13 protein-coding genes and 3 pseudogenes are annotated in these 15,577 nt (G+C 70.2%); 15 read left to right on the top strand and 1 reads right to left on the bottom strand.

Going from position 1 to position 15,577, the window contains the following annotated elements:
- Window positions 1-35: 35 nt before the first annotated feature.
- A complete protein-coding gene (locus tag QQK29_RS16905) occupies window positions 36-1,316 on the bottom strand; it encodes an ABC transporter substrate-binding protein (RefSeq protein WP_284301770.1) in 1,281 nt (426 codons plus the stop codon).
- 279 nt (window positions 1,317-1,595) lie between these two features.
- On the opposite strand from QQK29_RS16905, the gene QQK29_RS16900 reads away from it, so the two are divergent.
- The 15 genes and pseudogenes from QQK29_RS16900 (at window position 1,596) to QQK29_RS16840 (ending at window position 15,569) form a co-directional block, all read left to right on the top strand.
- Complete coding sequence (locus QQK29_RS16900; RefSeq protein WP_284301769.1) at window positions 1,596-1,751, top strand: hypothetical protein; 156 nt, start codon at window positions 1,596-1,598, stop codon at window positions 1,749-1,751.
- Window positions 1,748-2,791 carry an NAD(P)H-dependent flavin oxidoreductase gene (locus tag QQK29_RS16895; RefSeq protein ID WP_284301768.1) on the top strand — a complete coding sequence of 348 codons (1,044 nt, stop codon included), beginning with the start codon at window positions 1,748-1,750 and terminating at the stop codon, window positions 2,789-2,791. The genes QQK29_RS16900 and QQK29_RS16895 overlap by 4 nt, the downstream gene beginning before the upstream one ends.
- Before the next feature lie 151 nt (window positions 2,792-2,942).
- Entirely contained in the window at window positions 2,943-4,376 is a 1,434-nt protein-coding gene (locus QQK29_RS16890; protein WP_284301767.1) for a protein kinase domain-containing protein, read from the top strand.
- Window positions 4,373-4,846 carry a GyrI-like domain-containing protein gene (locus QQK29_RS16885; RefSeq protein ID WP_284301766.1) on the top strand — a complete coding sequence of 158 codons (474 nt, stop codon included), beginning with the start codon at window positions 4,373-4,375 and terminating at the stop codon, window positions 4,844-4,846. The genes QQK29_RS16890 and QQK29_RS16885 overlap by 4 nt, the downstream gene beginning before the upstream one ends.
- A gap of 28 nt (window positions 4,847-4,874) precedes the next feature.
- The gene (locus tag QQK29_RS16880; protein ID WP_284301765.1) at window positions 4,875-5,936 is read left to right on the top strand and encodes an LLM class flavin-dependent oxidoreductase; all 1,062 of its coding nucleotides are present in this window, start codon (window positions 4,875-4,877) and stop codon (window positions 5,934-5,936) included.
- Between the two features lie 226 nt (window positions 5,937-6,162).
- The gene (locus QQK29_RS16875; RefSeq protein WP_284301764.1) at window positions 6,163-6,948 is read left to right on the top strand and encodes an alpha/beta fold hydrolase; all 786 of its coding nucleotides are present in this window, start codon (window positions 6,163-6,165) and stop codon (window positions 6,946-6,948) included.
- Between the two features lie 20 nt (window positions 6,949-6,968).
- Window positions 6,969-7,670, top strand: a complete 702-nt coding sequence (locus QQK29_RS16870) for an esterase/lipase family protein (RefSeq protein ID WP_284301763.1) — start codon at window positions 6,969-6,971, stop codon at window positions 7,668-7,670.
- Entirely contained in the window at window positions 7,667-8,917 is a 1,251-nt protein-coding gene (locus QQK29_RS16865) for an MFS transporter (protein ID WP_348533898.1), read from the top strand. Before QQK29_RS16870 ends, QQK29_RS16865 begins: the two co-directional genes overlap by 4 nt.
- Window positions 8,905-9,063 carry a hypothetical protein gene (locus QQK29_RS18245; protein WP_348533897.1) on the top strand — a complete coding sequence of 53 codons (159 nt, stop codon included), beginning with the start codon at window positions 8,905-8,907 and terminating at the stop codon, window positions 9,061-9,063. The genes QQK29_RS16865 and QQK29_RS18245 overlap by 13 nt, the downstream gene beginning before the upstream one ends.
- Before the next feature lie 96 nt (window positions 9,064-9,159).
- A pseudogene (locus QQK29_RS18860) lies at window positions 9,160-9,801 on the top strand (LacI family DNA-binding transcriptional regulator); the annotation flags it as partial.
- Window positions 9,777-10,154, top strand: a pseudogene (locus QQK29_RS18855) (substrate-binding domain-containing protein); the annotation flags it as partial. The pseudogenes QQK29_RS18860 and QQK29_RS18855, both read left to right, overlap by 25 nt.
- 371 nt (window positions 10,155-10,525) lie before the next feature.
- Window positions 10,526-12,209, top strand: a pseudogene (locus tag QQK29_RS16855) (glycoside hydrolase family 13 protein).
- Complete coding sequence (locus tag QQK29_RS16850) at window positions 12,206-13,564, top strand: ABC transporter substrate-binding protein (protein ID WP_284301762.1); 1,359 nt, start codon at window positions 12,206-12,208, stop codon at window positions 13,562-13,564. Before QQK29_RS16855 ends, QQK29_RS16850 begins: the two are co-directional and overlap by 4 nt.
- 92 nt (window positions 13,565-13,656) lie before the next feature.
- Complete coding sequence (locus QQK29_RS16845) at window positions 13,657-14,631, top strand: carbohydrate ABC transporter permease (RefSeq protein ID WP_284301761.1); 975 nt, start codon at window positions 13,657-13,659, stop codon at window positions 14,629-14,631.
- Window positions 14,631-15,569, top strand: coding sequence for a carbohydrate ABC transporter permease (locus QQK29_RS16840; RefSeq protein WP_284301760.1), 939 nt, complete (start codon window positions 14,631-14,633; stop codon window positions 15,567-15,569). Before QQK29_RS16845 ends, QQK29_RS16840 begins: the two co-directional genes overlap by 1 nt.
- Window positions 15,570-15,577 lie beyond the last annotated feature (8 nt).

Here is a 15,577-nt window from a genome sequence, read left to right as displayed (position 1 = left end):
AGTGGCCCGCCCCCGCAGGAGGTCAGGTGCTCAGCTCAGCCGAGCGCCTCGACCTCACTCACGAACTGCGCCCACGACTCGTCGATGGACTGCTGTCCCTCTTCGACACGGGTGAGCGCCTGCTGCGCCGCGTCGTTGATCTTGAAGTAGTTCGGTCCCTTGAACGGCGGGGTCGGGTCGACCGCGTTGGCGCGGTTGATCAGGATCTCGCCGACGGGGGCGTTGTTGAAGTACTCGTTGACAGCTCCGGTGAGCGCCGAGTCGTCGTAGGCCGCGACCTGGCTCGGGAAGGTGCCGGCGTTCTGGAACGCCTTGATCTGCTGCTCGGGTGCGGTCAGCCAGGCGGCGAACTTCTTCGCCTCCTCGGTGTGCTTGCCCTGCGCGGGAACGGTCAGGTACGAACCGCCCCAGTTGCCGCCGCCACCGGGGAAGACATCCGCGATGTCCCAGCCGGTGGTGTCGGCCGCATTGCCCGAGATCACGCCGAGCATCCAGCCCGGGCAGAGCATCGTGGCGTAGCCGCCGGTCGAGAGGGCGCCGAACCAGTCGTCCGACCACTGGCCGAGCTTGGCCGACAGGTCGGCCGACTCCTCGAGCACCGTGCGGAACGTCTTCTCGACATCCGCGTTCTCGGTCGCGATGATCGTGCCGTCGTTCTTCTCGTAGAAGTTCGAGAACTGGTTGCTCATGCCCTGGTAGGTGGCCCCGGCCGAGTCGTACCAGGCCTTGCCGGTCTTGGCGACGTACTCGTGTCCGACCTCGAAGTAGCGATCCCAGTCGCCCTCGAGGTAGGCGGCGACCTCGGCTCGGTCGGTGGGCAGGCCCGCCTCGGCGAACAGGTCGGAGCGGTAGCAGATGGCCTCGGGGCCGATGTCGGTGCCGTAGCCGACGAGACGGCCGTCGGCGTCGGTCGCCGCGGCGGCCTTCCAGTCGAGCCAGCGGCCGTCGACCGCGGGGTCGGAGAGGTCGTAGAGCTTGTTCGAGTACTGCATCATCTCGGGCAGCCAGTCGACTTCGATGGCCTCGACGTCGGCGAGCCCGGATCCGGCGCCCAGCTTCTGGAAGAAGTTCGCGCGCGCGTCGTTGCTGGTGGCGGCGCGGTTGTGCACGATCTTCACGTTCGGGTTCTCGGCGGTGTACTCGGCGAGCAGCTCGTCGGTGTAGCCGAAGTCGTTGAAGCTCGCGATCGTGAGCGTGATCTCACCGCCCTCGTCACCCGTGTTGTCGCCCCCGGACGCGCAGCCGCTCGCGATGAGCGCGACGCCCGTGATGGTGGCGATGCCGAGCGCGGTGCGTGCGCGCAGGGTCGTCCTCATGGTCACTCCTTTGTGTCAGTGCGGGTTGGCCGGGGCGCTCGGGGTTATGGACCGGGAGCGCTCCCGGTGATGGCCGAGAAGCTATACCGGGAGCGCTCCCGGTGTCAACATGCGGCCCCGAACGGGGGTGCCACGGTCGGTGGTGGTTTCGAGACGCGCCGCTTCGCGTCGCTCCTCAACCACCTCGGCGCCGCGCCCCCTCCTGGGGGTTGAGGAGCCGCGCAGCGACGTCTCGAAACCACCGACCCCGGCGCCGCGCCGCAGGAGTACCGTCGAAGCGTGACCGACGGCATCATCCGCATTCCCGAGCCGGTCGGCGACGCCGCATGCTGGCTGGGCCGCGTGTGCCCCGAGTGCGGCGGTCTCGACGAATCGCCTCACCCCGCCGAGGTATGCCCGCGCTGCGGCGCCGAGATGCCGGAGGCGGAAAGGTGAGCGCACGCATCGAGCGGCTGCTCGGCATCCGGCACCCGATCCTGCTCGGCGCCTTCGGTGGACTCTCGAGCATCGAGCTCACGGCCGCGGTGAGCGACGCGGGCGGCCTCGGACAGTACGGCCTCTACGGCTACAGCGCCACGCGCATCCACGACACGGTCGCCGCCCTGCGCACCGTCACCGATGCCCCATTCGGCCTCAACCTGTGGCTACCCACCGGCGACGAGGTGACGCCCGAGAGCGTCGACCTCGGCGCCGTCACGGCGCCCCTCGCCCCGTTCTATGCCGAAGTCGGCATGGATGCGCCTGCCGCGCCCGCCGCGTTCCTGCCGCCCTTCGAGGAGCAGCTCGAGGCCGTGCTCGAGGCGCGCCCCGCCGTGCTGAGCGTCGTGTACGGCGTGCCGTCAGCCGAGCTCGTCGCGGCCGCGCGCGAGCACGGCATCCGGGTGATCGGCACCGCCACGACGGTGGCCGAGGCGCGTGCGCTCGCCGTGGGTGGCGTGGATGCCGTGATCGCGAGCGGGGCGGAGGCGGCGGGCCACCGCGTGTCGTTCCTGCGCGACGCCGAGGATTCCCTTGTCGGCACGCTCGCGCTCGTGCCGCAGGTCGTCGATGCGGTCGACGTGCCGGTGATCGCCGCGGGCGGCATCGCCGACCGGCGCGGGGTCGCAGCGGCGCTCGCGCTCGGCGCCGAGGGCGTGCTCGTCGGCACGGCGTTCCTCGCCACCCGGCAGTCCGCTGCGACGTCCGCCCATCGCCGCGCGATCGCCGAGGCCAGCGACGACGGCACCGTGCTCACGCGCGCCCTGAGCGGGCGACTCGCGCGCGGCATCCCGAACCGCGCCGTGCGCACGATCGAGCAGGGCGGCAGCATCGCGCCGTTCCCGGCGCAGAACTGGGCCACGGGTGCGTTCCGTGCAGAAGCGGGACGGCACGACGAGGGCGAGCTGCTCTCGCTGTGGGCGGGGCAGGCGGCGCCGCTCGCTCGTCACGCGGATGCGGGGGAGCTGTTCGCGGAGCTCGCCGTCGGCCTGGGCTGACGCAGCCTGTACCCCCACCGCTCGGCGCTGTACCCCTACCGTTCATCGCATGCGTTTGCATCGAACACGTGTCGCCGCGCGTCCGGGGTAGACAAACAGGTTGAAAACGCCCCCTGACCGGTACGATTCTCATATCGGAGGGGGTGATGGCATGGATCGTCCGTACGGCTCATATGCCGATGTGCTGCTCAAGCAGCGCTACCGACCGGGCTCGGTCATCGGGCACGGCGGCATGGCGAAGGTGTACCTCGCACGCGACGAGCAGCTCGGTCGCGACGTGGCGCTCAAGCTCTTCGGCGCGATCCCCGCGGGGTCGGAGGCGACCCCCGTCTTCACCGCGGAACTGCGCATGCTCGCCTCGCTCAATCACCACGGCATCGTCACCCTGCTCGACGCCGGCATCGACGATTCGGTGCCCGACGAGCCGCATCCGTTCCTCATCATGGAGCTCGTGACGGGCCCCAACCTCGAGCAGGCCATCCGCGCCGGCGACCTCACCCCGCGCGCGATCGCCGAGATCGGCTACGACCTCGCCGAGGCGCTCGAATACGTGCACGCGCGCGGCATCGTGCACCGCGACCTCAAGCCCTCGAACGTGCTGCTCGCGCAATACGGCACCACGGAGGTGCGGATGCGGGCGCGCCTCACCGACTTCGGCATCGCCTTCGACGCCGCCGCGGCCCTCGGGCCCGAGGAGACCAACACCACGGGAACAGCCGCCTACCTCAGCCCCGAGCAGGTGCTGCGCGACCTCGTGGGCCCGGCATCCGATGTCTACGCGCTCGGCCTCGTGCTGCTGGAGTGCTTCACGCGCCACATCGAGTTCCCCGGTGACCCGTCGGCATCCGCGGTGTCGCGGCTCAAGTCCGACCCGATCGTGCCGGCCGACCTGAGCTCGGCCTGGCGCAGCCTGCTCACCGCGATGCTGCAGCGCGACCCGGCGCAACGCCCGCCGATGCGCGACGTATTGCTCGCGCTGCGGCAGATCGTGGTCGACGAGGCGGGCCGGCACCGCAACCGTCCCGCTCCGGTGCCCATCGAGGAGACCGCGCGCATGAACGCCGTGCGCCGCTACGAGAGCTACGTCGGGCCGGGAGACGAGGTCTTCGAGCGGGTCGCCAACCTGGCGCGTCGGGTGGCCGACACCCCGGTGGCGATCGTGAGCATGATCGAGCACGACGAGATCCGCTTCCTCGCACATCCGGGCACCGAGCTCACGGGCCTCGCACGTGAAGACGGGCTGTGCTCCTCGATCGTGGCGCACGACGAGGCCTGGGTGATCGAGAACTGCCTGCTCGACCCGCGCTCGTCGGAGAACGACCTCGTCACGGGGGACTTCGGCATGCGCTTCTACGCGGGGGTGCCCATCCGCTCGCCCGAGGGCTACAACGTGGGCGTCATCTCGGTCGTCGACTTCACGACGCGCACGCTCACCGAAGAGCAGCTCGCATCGCTCCTCGACCTCGCGGCACTCGTCACCGACGAACTCGAACTGCAGGTGGCGAGCCACCAGCTGCGCAGCGAACTGCCGGTGTCGACGGGCGACGTGCCCACGCCGGCCGTGCGCTACCCTCACGCAGTGTGAGCACCCCCGCGCCTGCCGAGTCCGTCGAGATCGTCGAGCTGCCGACGCGGGTCGTGGTCGGAGAGCTCGTCGCGGCACCCTTCGACCGCCTCCACGTGGAAGTGCCGGCGGCGTGGCGGCGGTTCACTGCGAGCGGCGTGGCACACGGCGCCGCGCTCGCCGAGGCGAGTTTCACCACCGAGTCCGGCTACGTCGAGGTGGTGGGCGCGTTGCGCGACGTGGATGCCGTGGCCGTGCCGGCGGGGCACGTGCCGGTGCTCGTTCCCGCGGGTCGCTACGCGCGGCTCGTGCACGCCGGTGAGCTGACGCGGATCGCCGACGGCTTCGCCCGCATCTACGCGTGGGCGGATGCCCATGCCGTCACGCTCGGCGGCCGCAAGCTCGACGTGGGCTACCACGCCGAAGGGCCGCACGAGCTGTACATCGACATCCTCGAGCACGGCGACGGCCCGTCGGCATCCGGGGAATGACCCCGGAGTCCATGCGGTTGCATCGACCATGACCCAGCAGCTCGAACTCGGACTCGACACCTTCGGCGACGTGACCGTCGACGCCGAGGGCAACCGCCTCCCGTACGCGCAGGTGATCCGCAACGTCGTCGAGCAGGGTGTGCTCGCCGACTCGCTCGGCGTCGACGTGTTCGGCATCGGGGAGCACCACCGCGACGACTTCGCGGTCTCGTCTCCGGAGATGCTGCTCGCCGCGATCGCCGCGCGCACCGAGCGCATCAAGCTCTCGACCGCGGTGACCGTGCTGTCATCCGACGACCCGGTGCGCGTGTTCGAACGCTTCTCGACGCTGCACGCGATCTCGAACGGCCGCGCCGAGATCACGATCGGCCGCGGCTCCTTCACCGAGTCGTTCCCGCTGTTCGGCTTCGACCTGCACGACTACGAGGTGCTCTTCGAGGAGAAGATCGACCTTCTCGCGGAGCTGCTCAAGGAGCAGCCCGTCACCTGGCAGGGCACCACGCGGGCGCCGCTCGTCGATGCGGATGTCTTCCCCAAGACCGAGGGCGGCCCCATCCGCACCTGGGTCGGCGTGGGCGGCAGTCCCGAGTCGGTGGTGCGTGCGGCGCGGTACGGATTCCCGCTCGCGCTCGCCATCATCGGCGGCGACCCGGCGCGATTCGCGCCGTACGTCGAGCTCTACCACCGGGCGCTCGCCCAGCTCGGTGTCGACGACCTGCCCGTCGGCGTGCACTCGCCGGGCTTCATCGCCGACACCGATGACGAGGCGCGCGACATCGCCTGGCCGCACTACCGCACGATGGCCGAGCGCATCGGGCGCGAGCGGGGCTGGGGCCCGATCACGCGCGACTCCTTCGAACTCGAGGTGCAGCACGGCTCGCAGTACGTCGGCTCACCCGAGACCGTCGCGCAGAAGATCGCGGCGACCGTGCGCACGCTCGGCGTGCAGCGGTTCGACTTCAAGTACGCATCCGGAACCGTGCCGCACGAGAACCTCATGCACGCGATCGAGCTCTACGGCGGCGTCGTGGTGCCGCGGGTGCGGGAGCTGCTCGGCGAGTCGGCGCCTGCCGCTCCCACCGCTGGCTGAGGAGCCGCCCGCCGGTTGAGGAGCCGCGGAGCGGCAACACCCGGCTGGTTGAGGAGCCGCGGAGCGGCGTCTCGAAACCAGCGCCGTGTGCACCTCGGCGGCGGTTTCGAGACGCGCCCTGCGGGCGCTCCTCAACCACCTGAGTTGCCGCGCGGCGGCGGGGTTTCGAGACGCGCCCTGCGGGCGCTCCTCAACCACCTGGGTGGCGGGGCACCAGAATCAACACATGCGCTTCCCGCGCCGCCGCCGCTTCCGCGGCACGCTCTTCGCCACGACGCGCGAGCAGCACGAGCGTCTGACGGTCGCCATCACGCGCATGCCGGGCCCGGTCGTTGCGGGTCCCGCGTTCGTGCTCGTCCACGGCATCGGCGTCTCCTCCCGCTACTTCCGCCCGCTCGCGATCGAGCTCGCGAAACACGGCAGCGTCTTCCTCGTCGACCTGCCGGGCTACGGCGCAGCTCCCGATCCCCGCACCGAGGTCACCCTCGACGGGCACGCGGATGCGGTGGCATCCTTCGTGCGCTCGATCGCGGCATCCGAGGTCGTGCTCGTCGGCCACTCCATGGGTGCGCAGGTCGCCGTGACGCTCGCCGAACGGCATCCGGGCCTCATCGAGCGGCTCGTGCTCGTCGGCCCCACGATGGAACCGGGCCGCCGCACGGCATTCCAGGCGATCGGTCGGCTGCTGCTCGACGGCACGCGCGAGCCGCCCGCCGTCAACCTCATCGTGTTCACCGACTACGTGTTCCGCGCCGGTCCGCCGTACACCATCCGACAGCTGCCGCTCGTGCTCGACGATGCCCTGGACGAGCGCATCGCGGGCGTCGACATCCCCATGCTCGTGGTGCGCGGCACGCGGGATCCGATCGTGTCGAGCCCGTGGGCGCGGTTGCTCGCCGACCGGGCGGCGGGCGCGCTCGTCGAGGTGCCCGGCCCGCACGTCGTGATGTACACGGCTCCGGATGCGGTGGCGAACGCCATCCTCCTGCACGGCGTCGGCGGGCGCGCGTAGCCTGAGGCACGGAGGTGGGCATGGCCGGGCAGACGCAGCGTTCCTTCGCGCGAACGGCCGCCGCGATCGCCCGCGACTTCCCTAACGCGATGCGGTTCCGCGCCCGGGCCGCGCGCGACTGGGCGGTGCCCGATGGATTCGCCCGCGGCAGCAAGCATCCGGTGGTGATCCTGCCGGGCGTGTACGAGACCTGGCACTACCTGCGGCCCGTCGCCGAGGCGCTCAACGTCGCGGGGCACCCCGTGCACATCGTGACGACGCTCGGCTTCAACCACCGCCCGATCCCCGACTCGGCACGGCAGGTGTGGGAGTGCCTGCGCGCGCTCGACCTCCGCGAGGTCACGATCGTCGCGCACTCCAAGGGCGGGCTCATCGGCAAGCACCTGCTCGCCCACGACGACACGGAGGGGCGTGTGCGGCGCGTCGTCGCGATCGCGACGCCGTTCTCGGGGTCACGGATGGCGTACTACGCGATCCCGCGCGCGGTACGTGCCTTCCGCCCCGACGACCCGGTCGTCGCGTCCCTGCTCGTGGAGCGATCCGTCAACAGTCGCATCACCTCGATCGCCCCGGAGTGGGATCCGCACATCCCCGAGACCTCGCGCCTCGAGGGCGCTCGCAACGTCACACTGCCCGTCGTCGGCCACTTCCGCATCCTGCTCGATGAGCGCCTGCCCCAGCTCGTCGTCGACGAGGTCGAACGGGAGGAGACCACCACATGACCCGCGAACAACGACTCGTGCTCGCGATCGCCGTGCTCGCCACGGTGGTCGCGTTCCTCGACTCGACGGTCGTCAACGTCGCGCTGCCGGCGATCGAGCGTGAGCTCGGTGGCGGTCTCGCCGCGCAGCAGTGGATCGTCGACGCCTACCTGCTCACGCTCGGCTCGCTCATCCTCGTGGCGGGTGCCGTGAGCGACGTCTACGGCCGCATCCGCGTGCTGCGTGTGGGCATCGTGCTGTTCGGCGTCGCGTCGCTCGCGATCGCACTCGCCCCCGACCCGCTGGTGCTCATCCTCGCCCGCGGCGTGCAAGGCATCGGGGGCGCGCTGCTCGTGCCGAGCTCGCTCGCGCTCATCACCTCGAACATGTCGGGGTCGCTGCAGGCCAAGGCGATCGGCATGTGGACAGCCCTCACCTCAGCGGCGCTGCTCGCTGGGCCCCTCGTGGGCGGGATCTTCGTCGACCTGCTCTCGTGGCGCTGGGCCTTCGTGATCAACGTCGTGCCGATCGCGCTCGTGCTGTGGTTGCTCGCCGTGCTCGGCCAGCGGGATGTGCGGCGGCCGGATGCGACGATCGACCTGCCCGGCGCGCTGCTGTGCGCGGTGGGGCTGGGTGGCATCGTCTTCGCCCTCATCGAGCAGCCGCGACTCGGCTGGAACGTCGGCGTCGTGCTCGCCGCCGTGTGCGGGGTGCTCGCCTTCGCCGGGTTCCTCGTGCGGCAGCGGCTCGCCGCCCAGCCGATGATGCCGCTCGTGCTGTACCGCATCCGCAACTTCGGCTGGGGCAACCTCGCCACCTTCTTCGTCTACGGCGCGCTCGGGCTCAACTCCTTCGTGATCGGCGTGTACCTGCAGCAGGGCGCCGGGCTGCCGGCCACGCTCGCCGGGCTCGCGAGCCTGCCGATCTCGATCCTCATGACGATCGGCTCGTCGTGGGCGGGTTCGCTCGCGGGGCGCATCGGCCCGCGCGTGCCGATGACGGTGGGGCCGCTGCTCATGGGCGCGGCGTCGCTGCTCATGCTGTTCGTCACCGAGCCGTTCAACTACTGGACCCAGCTGCTTCCCGGCATCCTGCTGTTCGGCGTGGGGCTCACGGTGACGGTCTCGCCGCTCACCGCCGCGATCCTCGGAGCCATCGACCCCTCCCACTCGGGCATCGCCTCGGCCGTCAACAACGCCGTCGCACGGATCGCGGGTCTGCTCGCCGTCGCGATGCTCGGCATGATCACCGGGGAGTGCTCGATCTGAGCGGCTTCCACCGCTCGCTGTGGGTGATCGCCGCGCTCATGGCAGCGGGCGGCGTGGTCTCGTGGATCGGCATCCGGCGCGTCGTCGAGCCCGCCAAGGTGGTCCTCGAGCGCACGGGTGACCCCACTTCGGGCGACGCCGCATAACGATTCGGTCGCGGCGGCGGGCAGATTCGGCACCCGGATGCCGCACCCGCGCCCGAAGGATGCAAGAAATTGCGTTGATTGCGTAGAGTTCCGAGCATGTCGAGTCGTCTTGCCGAAGTCGCCAAAAAGGTCGGAGTCAGCGAAGCCACCGTCAGCCGGGTGCTGAACGGCAAGCCCGGCGTGAGCGAATCCACCCGCCAGGCGGTGCTCACCGCCCTCGACGTGCTCGGCTACGAACGGCCCAGCAAACTGCGCGGTGAACGCGCCCGCCTCGTGGGGCTGTTCCTGCCCGAACTGACCAACCCGATCTTCCCCGCCTTCGGCGAGCTCGTCGGCGGCGGCCTCGTGCAACAGGGCTACACGCCCGTGCTCTGCACCCAGACCGCGGGCGGCATCAGCGAAGGCGACTACATCGAGCTGCTGCTCGAACAGCGGGTGTCGGGCGTCGTGTTCGTCGGCGGGCAGTACTCGCAAGCCGCCGCCTCGCACGCGCACTACGACCGGCTCACCGAGCTCGGCATCCCGACCGTGCTCGTGAACGCGCGCGTGCCCGAACTCGCCTTCCCCACCGTCTCGACCGACGATGCCGTGGCCGTCGAACTCGGCTGGAACCATCTGCGCCAGCTCGGCCACGACCGCATCGGCCTCGTGCTCGGCCCCGACGACCACGTGCCCTCGCAGCGCAAGCTCGAGGCGGCCCAGCGACTCGCGGCCGCCGCCGGCATCGGGATCGAGACCGCCCACTCGCACTACACGCTCGAGGCCGGCCAGGCCGCCGCCACCCGTCTGCTGCAGGCGGGTGTGACCGGCATCCTGTGCGCGTCCGACCCCTCGCGCTCGGCGCGGTGCGAGCCGTGCGCCGCGCCGGGCTGCAGGTGCCGGATGACGTATCGATCGTCGGCTACGACGACTCGGCCCTCATGAACGCGACCGATCCGGCGCTCACCACGGTGCGGCAGCCGATCGAGCCCATGGGTCGGCTCGTCATCGAGCTGCTCGTGGCGCAGCTCGGCGGCGGGCGGGCGTCGGCGGAGGAGTACCTGTTCGAGCCGGAGCTCGTCGTGCGGGGGTCGACGGCCCGCGCCCGGTAGCCCCTCTCTCGACGCTACGCGGGAGCGGCCGATCGGTCTCGCGACGCATGCCCCCGCGGATCGCCTGGCGGCGATGCGCTCCCGCCAGTCCCGATGCCAGCGTCGCGAGACCGACCGGCCGCCCCCGCTTCGCTCGACAGGGGTGGCGGCGCCCCGCTCGGCTCAGGGGTTGAGGAGCGCCGCGCCGCAAGCGCGACGCGTCTCGAAACCGCCGCCGCCCGGGGAGGGCGGGTGCAAGAGGTCGCAAGTTTCTTGCAGGTTGTTTAGTTCTTGCGTCATTCTGTGGGGTTTCGTACATTCGGCCTGTCGGTGCCGACTCGGGTGCCGCGAGACCCGAAGGAACCATCCGCGTGGACGCAGACGTCCTCCCGATCACCGCGACCGCCACCGCATCCGGAGCCCCCGCACCGTCGACCGACGACCCCGACTGGTGGCGCTCCGCCGTGATCTACCAGATCTACCCGCGCAGCTTCGCCGACGGCAACGGCGACGGCACGGGTGACCTCGCGGGTGTGCGCAGTCGGCTCGGCTACCTCAAGGCCCTCGGTGTCGACGCGATCTGGTTCACCCCTGGTACGCGAGCCCGCTCGCCGACGGCGGCTACGACGTGAGCGACTACCGCGCCATCCACCCCGACTTCGGCACGCTCGTCGAGGCGGAGCTGCTGATCCGCGAGGCGCTCGCCCTCGGCATCCGCACGATCATCGACGTCGTGCCGAATCATGTCTCGGCCGCGCACCCTGGTTCCAAGCCGCCCTGGCCGCCGGCCCGGGAAGCCCCGAGCGCGAGCGCTTCTGGTTCGTCGACTCCGACGAGCTGCCCACCCACTGGGTCTCGCCTTTCGCCGGCGACACCTGGACGCGCACCACGAACCCCGACGGCACCCCCGGCCAGTGGTACCTGCACCTGTTCACGCCCGAGCAGCCCGACCTCAATTGGAACCACCCGGATGTGCGCCGCGAGCACGAAGAGATCCTGCGGTTCTGGTTCGATCGCGGTGTCGCCGGCGTGCGCATCGACTCCGCGGCCCTGCTCATCAAAGACCCCGAGCTCGGCGAGGTGCCCGAGAACCCGGGCCCCGGCGAGCACCCCACCCAGGACCGCGACGAGCTGCACGAGGTCTATCGCAGCTGGCGCGCCGTCGCCGACAGCTACCCCGGCACGCGCGTGCTCGTCGGCGAGATCTGGCTGCCCGAGCTCGACCGCTTCGTGAAGTACCTGCGCCCCGACGAGATGCACACGGCGTTCAACTTCGACTTCCTCGCACGCCCCTGGGAGCCCGGCGAGCTGCGCGCCTCGATCGACCTGACGCTCGGTGCGCACGCCCCGGTCGGCGCCCCGTCGACGTGGGTGCTCTCCAACCACGACGTCACGCGTCCGGTCACCCGCTACGGCCGCGCCGACAGCTCCTTCGCCTTCCTCGCCAAGCGCTTCGGCACTCCCACCGACCTCTCCCTCGGCACGCGTCGCGCCCGTGCCGCCGCCCTGCTCACGGCCGCGCTTCCCGGCTCGCTCTACATCTACCAGGGCGACGAGCTCGGTCTGCCCGAGGTCGAGGACATCCCGCGCGAGCTCATCCAGGACCCCATGCACTACCGCTCCGGCGGCGTGGACCCCGGGCGGGACGGATGCCGCGTGCCGCTTCCCTGGTCGGGCACGCGTGCGCCGTTCGGCTTCAGCTCGCCGCACGCCACGGGCACGCCCTGGCTGCCGCAGCCGCGCCAATGGGCGCTGTACTCGGTGGAGGCGCAGGAGTCCGACCCGGGCTCGATGCTCAGCCTCTACCGGGCGGCCCTCCGCATCCGCCGCAGCGAACCCGCGCTCGTCGACGGCGACTTCGCCTGGCTCGACCTCGGACCGGATGCGCTCGCCTTCCGCCGCGGTGACGACGTCGTGAGCATCACGAGCTTCGACGCCCCCGTCGAGCTCCCACCCCATCGCGAGGTGCTGCTCGCGAGCACCGAGGTCGTCGACGGCGTCCTCCCCACGAACTCCACGGCATGGCTACGACCACAGCACGAGCCAGGAGAAACCCACACCATCACCCAACGATGAAAGGCAAGACAATGAAGTCACCCACCAAGGTGATCGCGATCGCCGCGGCGTTCGCCACGGTCGCGTCGCTCGCCGCCTGCAGTGGCGGAGGCGCATCCGACGGCAAGATCGAGCTGCGTGTCGCCACCTTCCCGCCCGGCGCCGACCAGGCCGCGTACGACGCGTTCGCGACCCAGGAAGCCCAGTTCGAGAAGAAGTACCCGAACATCGACATCATCGGCGTCGAGTACGAGTGGGAGGGCCCGACCTTCACCGCTCAGCTCGCGGCAGGCAGCCTGCCGGACGTCTTCACGGTTCCCTTCACGGATGCCAAGACCTTGCTCGAGAACGGCCAGCTCGCCGACGTCACGGAGGAGATCGAGAAGCTGGGCTACGCCGACAAGTTCAACCCCATCATCCTGGACGCCGTGAAGGACGCCGACGGGCACCTCTTCGGGTTCCCGCGGCAGGCCTACGCGCTCGGCCTGCAGTACAACCGCGACCTGTTCGAGCAGGCGGGCCTCGACCCGAACTCGCCGCCCACCACGTGGGACGAGGTGCGCGAGTACGCCAAGCAGATCGCCGAGAAGACCGGCAAGGCGGGCTACGCCACCATGACCCAGAACAACACAGGCGGATGGCAGCTCACCGCGCAGGCGGCCTCGCGTGGCGGGTTCCTGCAGTCCGACGACGGCACGACCTCGACGATCGCGAACGACGGCGTGAAGGCGACCCTGCAGTTCTTCCACGACCTCCGCTGGGAGGACCACTCGATGGGAGACAACTTCCTGCTCGACTGGGGTTCGATCAACCAGGAGTTCGCGGCAGGCAACATCGGCATGTACACCTCGGGTTCCGACCTGTACACCGCCCTGGTGCGCGACTTCTCGCTCGACCCCGCCGTCTACGGCCTCACCACCATCCCCATGGAGGACGGCGGCAAGGTGCTCGGCGGAGGCGACATCGCGGTGCTCCCGCCGTCGCTCGACGACGCGACGAAGGATGCCGCGGTCAAGTGGGTCGACTGGTACTACATGCAGAAGCTGCTGAACGAGGATGCCGCTGCCGCGGACGCCAAGGCGCTCGCCGACTCCGGTCAGGCCGTCGGAACGCCCGTGCTGCCGGTGCTCGACCAGGCCACCTACGAGGAGTCGCTCACCTGGATCGAGCCGTACGTGAACGTGCCGCGCGAGCAGATGCAGGGCTTCATCGACCACATCTTCGAGCAGACCCCGGTGGGCGAGCCGAAGAGCCACACGCAGGAGATCTACGCCCTGCTCGACCCCGTGGTGCAAGCCGTGCTGACCGACGAGAACGCCGACATCGACGCTCTCCTCGCCCAGGCCGACACCGACGCCCAGGCCCTGCTGGGCTGACGTCCGGGGGCCGCCGGGTGTGCGTATCCGGCGGCCCCCTCACTTCTCACACTCGCCGCTCCTCAGCCACCTCGCAGGACAGGAACCCGAAAATGACCGCCCTCGACGAACGGCGCGCGAGCCCGCAGCGCCCGCGCCCCCGCCCGGCCGCAGTGCCGGCGCCGCGTCGCCGTGACCGCTCCCTCCGCGGATGGGTGCGCCGTGGCGGACTCGTCACACTGCTCTTCGCCGCGCCGATGATCTTCGTGTTCACGGTCTACAGCTGGTGGCCCATCCTGCAATCGCTCTGGATGAGCTTTCAGAAGACGAACCTGATCACCTACCAGTTCGTCGGTCTCGACAACTTCGTGAACGTGCTGACCGATCCCGTGCTCGGTCGCGCGGTCGTCAACACCCTCTACTTCGCGCTGCTCGCCCTCATCTTCGGCTTCCCGCTGCCGATCTTCATGGCGGTGCTCATGAGCGAGGTGAAGCGCCTGAAGGGCTTCTACTCGGCGCTCGCCTACCTGCCCGTCGTCGTGCCGCCGGTCGTGGCGATCCTGCTCTGGCAGTTCTTCTACAAGGCGTCTCCCACCGGAGTCTTCAACACCGTGCTCGGCTGGGTGGGCATCCCGCCGCAGCCGTGGATCCAGGATGCTGTGCAGGCGATGCCGTCGCTTGTACTCGAAGCGACCTGGGCCGGCGCCGGAGGCTCGATCATCATCTACCTGGCAGCCCTGCTTTCGGTGCCGCCGGAACTCTACGACGCGGCCGAGGTGGACGGCGCCTCGATCTGGCACAAGATCTGGCACGTCACCCTGCCGCAGCTGCGCGGCGTGATCTTCATCATGCTGATCCTGCAGGTGATCGCGACGGCGCAGGTGTTCCTCGAGCCCTTCCTCTTCACCGGCGGGGGCCCCAACAACTCGACCGTCACCGTGCTGCTGCTCATCTACCGCTACGCGTTCGAGAACAGCCTCGGCGGCAAGTACGGCGAGGCGACCGCCCTCTCGGTGATGCTCGCCCTGTTCCTCGCCGCGGCATCCTTCCTGTACTTCAAGGCCACCCAGAAGTGGAGCACCGACTGATGAGCACGACACTGAAGGTGCCGCGCCCGCGCGGCCGTCGCCCCGCGGAGAGCCGCGAACCGGACGTCGAGCGCGGCATCCTCTCGCTGCACGACCGGCGTCGTCGCCCGGTGCGCGCCGGGCAGGTGGCTTCGCACGTCTTCCTCATGGTGGGCCTCGTGGTCGTGGGCCTCGGGCCACTGCTGTGGCTGGGCAAGGCGGCGATCTCGACGACGCAGGACACCATCCAGCAGCCCTTCGCCCTGTGGCCGAGCGGCATCGACTGGGCCAACCTCGAGCAGGCCTGGGTGGAGGTCGAGGTGGGCAAGTACTTCTTCAACACGATCGCGCTCGCCGCGGGCCAGTGGGTGATCGGCCTCATCGTCGCCACGACGGGCGCCTACGTGCTCTCGATCCTGCGCCCCGCGTACGCGCGCGTGCTTGAGGCGGCCGTGCTCGCGACGCTCTTCGTGCCCTCGGTCGTGCTGCTCGTGCCGCTGTTCATCACCGTCGCGCGGCCGGCGTTCGGGCCGAGCCTGCTCAACACCTTCCTCGGGGTGTGGCTGCCGACGGCCGCGAACGCGTTCAACATCATCGTCGTCAAACGCTTCTTCGACTCACTGCCGCGCGAGGTGTTCGAGGCGGCGCGCACGGATGGGGCGGGGCCGGTGCGGATGTTCGTCTCGCTCGTGCTGCCCATGTCGAAGCCGATCGTGGGTGTCGTCTCGGTGTTCATCATCATCGCCTCGCTCAAGGACTACCTGTGGCCGAAGCTCGTGCTGCCCGACCCCGCGGTGCAACCGCTCGGGGTGCGGCTGCCGAACATCCAGTCGCAGACCGAGCTCGATGTGACGCTCGCGGCCCTCGCGATCTCGACGATCATCCCTGTCGTGTTGTTCCTGCTCTTCCAGCGGGTGTTCCTGCGCGGTGCGGGGCTCGGCGGAGCGGTGAAGGGATAGCCCCACTA

Source organism: Homoserinibacter gongjuensis, assembly GCF_030161875.1.
GTDB classification, from domain to species: domain Bacteria; phylum Actinomycetota; class Actinomycetes; order Actinomycetales; family Microbacteriaceae; genus Homoserinibacter; species Homoserinibacter gongjuensis.
Note: the sequence above shows the minus strand (reverse complement) of the source record. Positions and strands in the feature narration are given on the sequence as shown.

What these genes read in the sequence shown, in the direction of transcription:
- QQK29_RS16905 (WP_284301770.1), bottom strand. Translation starts at nt 1,316, where the DNA reads ATGAGGACGACCCTGCGCGCACGCACCGCGCTCGGCATCGCCACCATC.
- QQK29_RS16890 (WP_284301767.1), top strand. Translation starts at nt 2,943, where the DNA reads ATGGATCGTCCGTACGGCTCATATGCCGATGTGCTGCTCAAGCAGCGC.
- QQK29_RS16880 (WP_284301765.1), top strand. Translation starts at nt 4,875, where the DNA reads ATGACCCAGCAGCTCGAACTCGGACTCGACACCTTCGGCGACGTGACC.
- QQK29_RS16875 (WP_284301764.1), top strand. Translation starts at nt 6,163, where the DNA reads ATGCGCTTCCCGCGCCGCCGCCGCTTCCGCGGCACGCTCTTCGCCACG.
- QQK29_RS16870 (WP_284301763.1), top strand. Translation starts at nt 6,969, where the DNA reads ATGGCCGGGCAGACGCAGCGTTCCTTCGCGCGAACGGCCGCCGCGATC.
- QQK29_RS16865 (WP_348533898.1), top strand. Translation starts at nt 7,667, where the DNA reads ATGACCCGCGAACAACGACTCGTGCTCGCGATCGCCGTGCTCGCCACG.
- QQK29_RS16850 (WP_284301762.1), top strand. Translation starts at nt 12,206, where the DNA reads ATGAAAGGCAAGACAATGAAGTCACCCACCAAGGTGATCGCGATCGCC.
- QQK29_RS16845 (WP_284301761.1), top strand. Translation starts at nt 13,657, where the DNA reads ATGACCGCCCTCGACGAACGGCGCGCGAGCCCGCAGCGCCCGCGCCCC.
- QQK29_RS16840 (WP_284301760.1), top strand. Translation starts at nt 14,631, where the DNA reads ATGAGCACGACACTGAAGGTGCCGCGCCCGCGCGGCCGTCGCCCCGCG.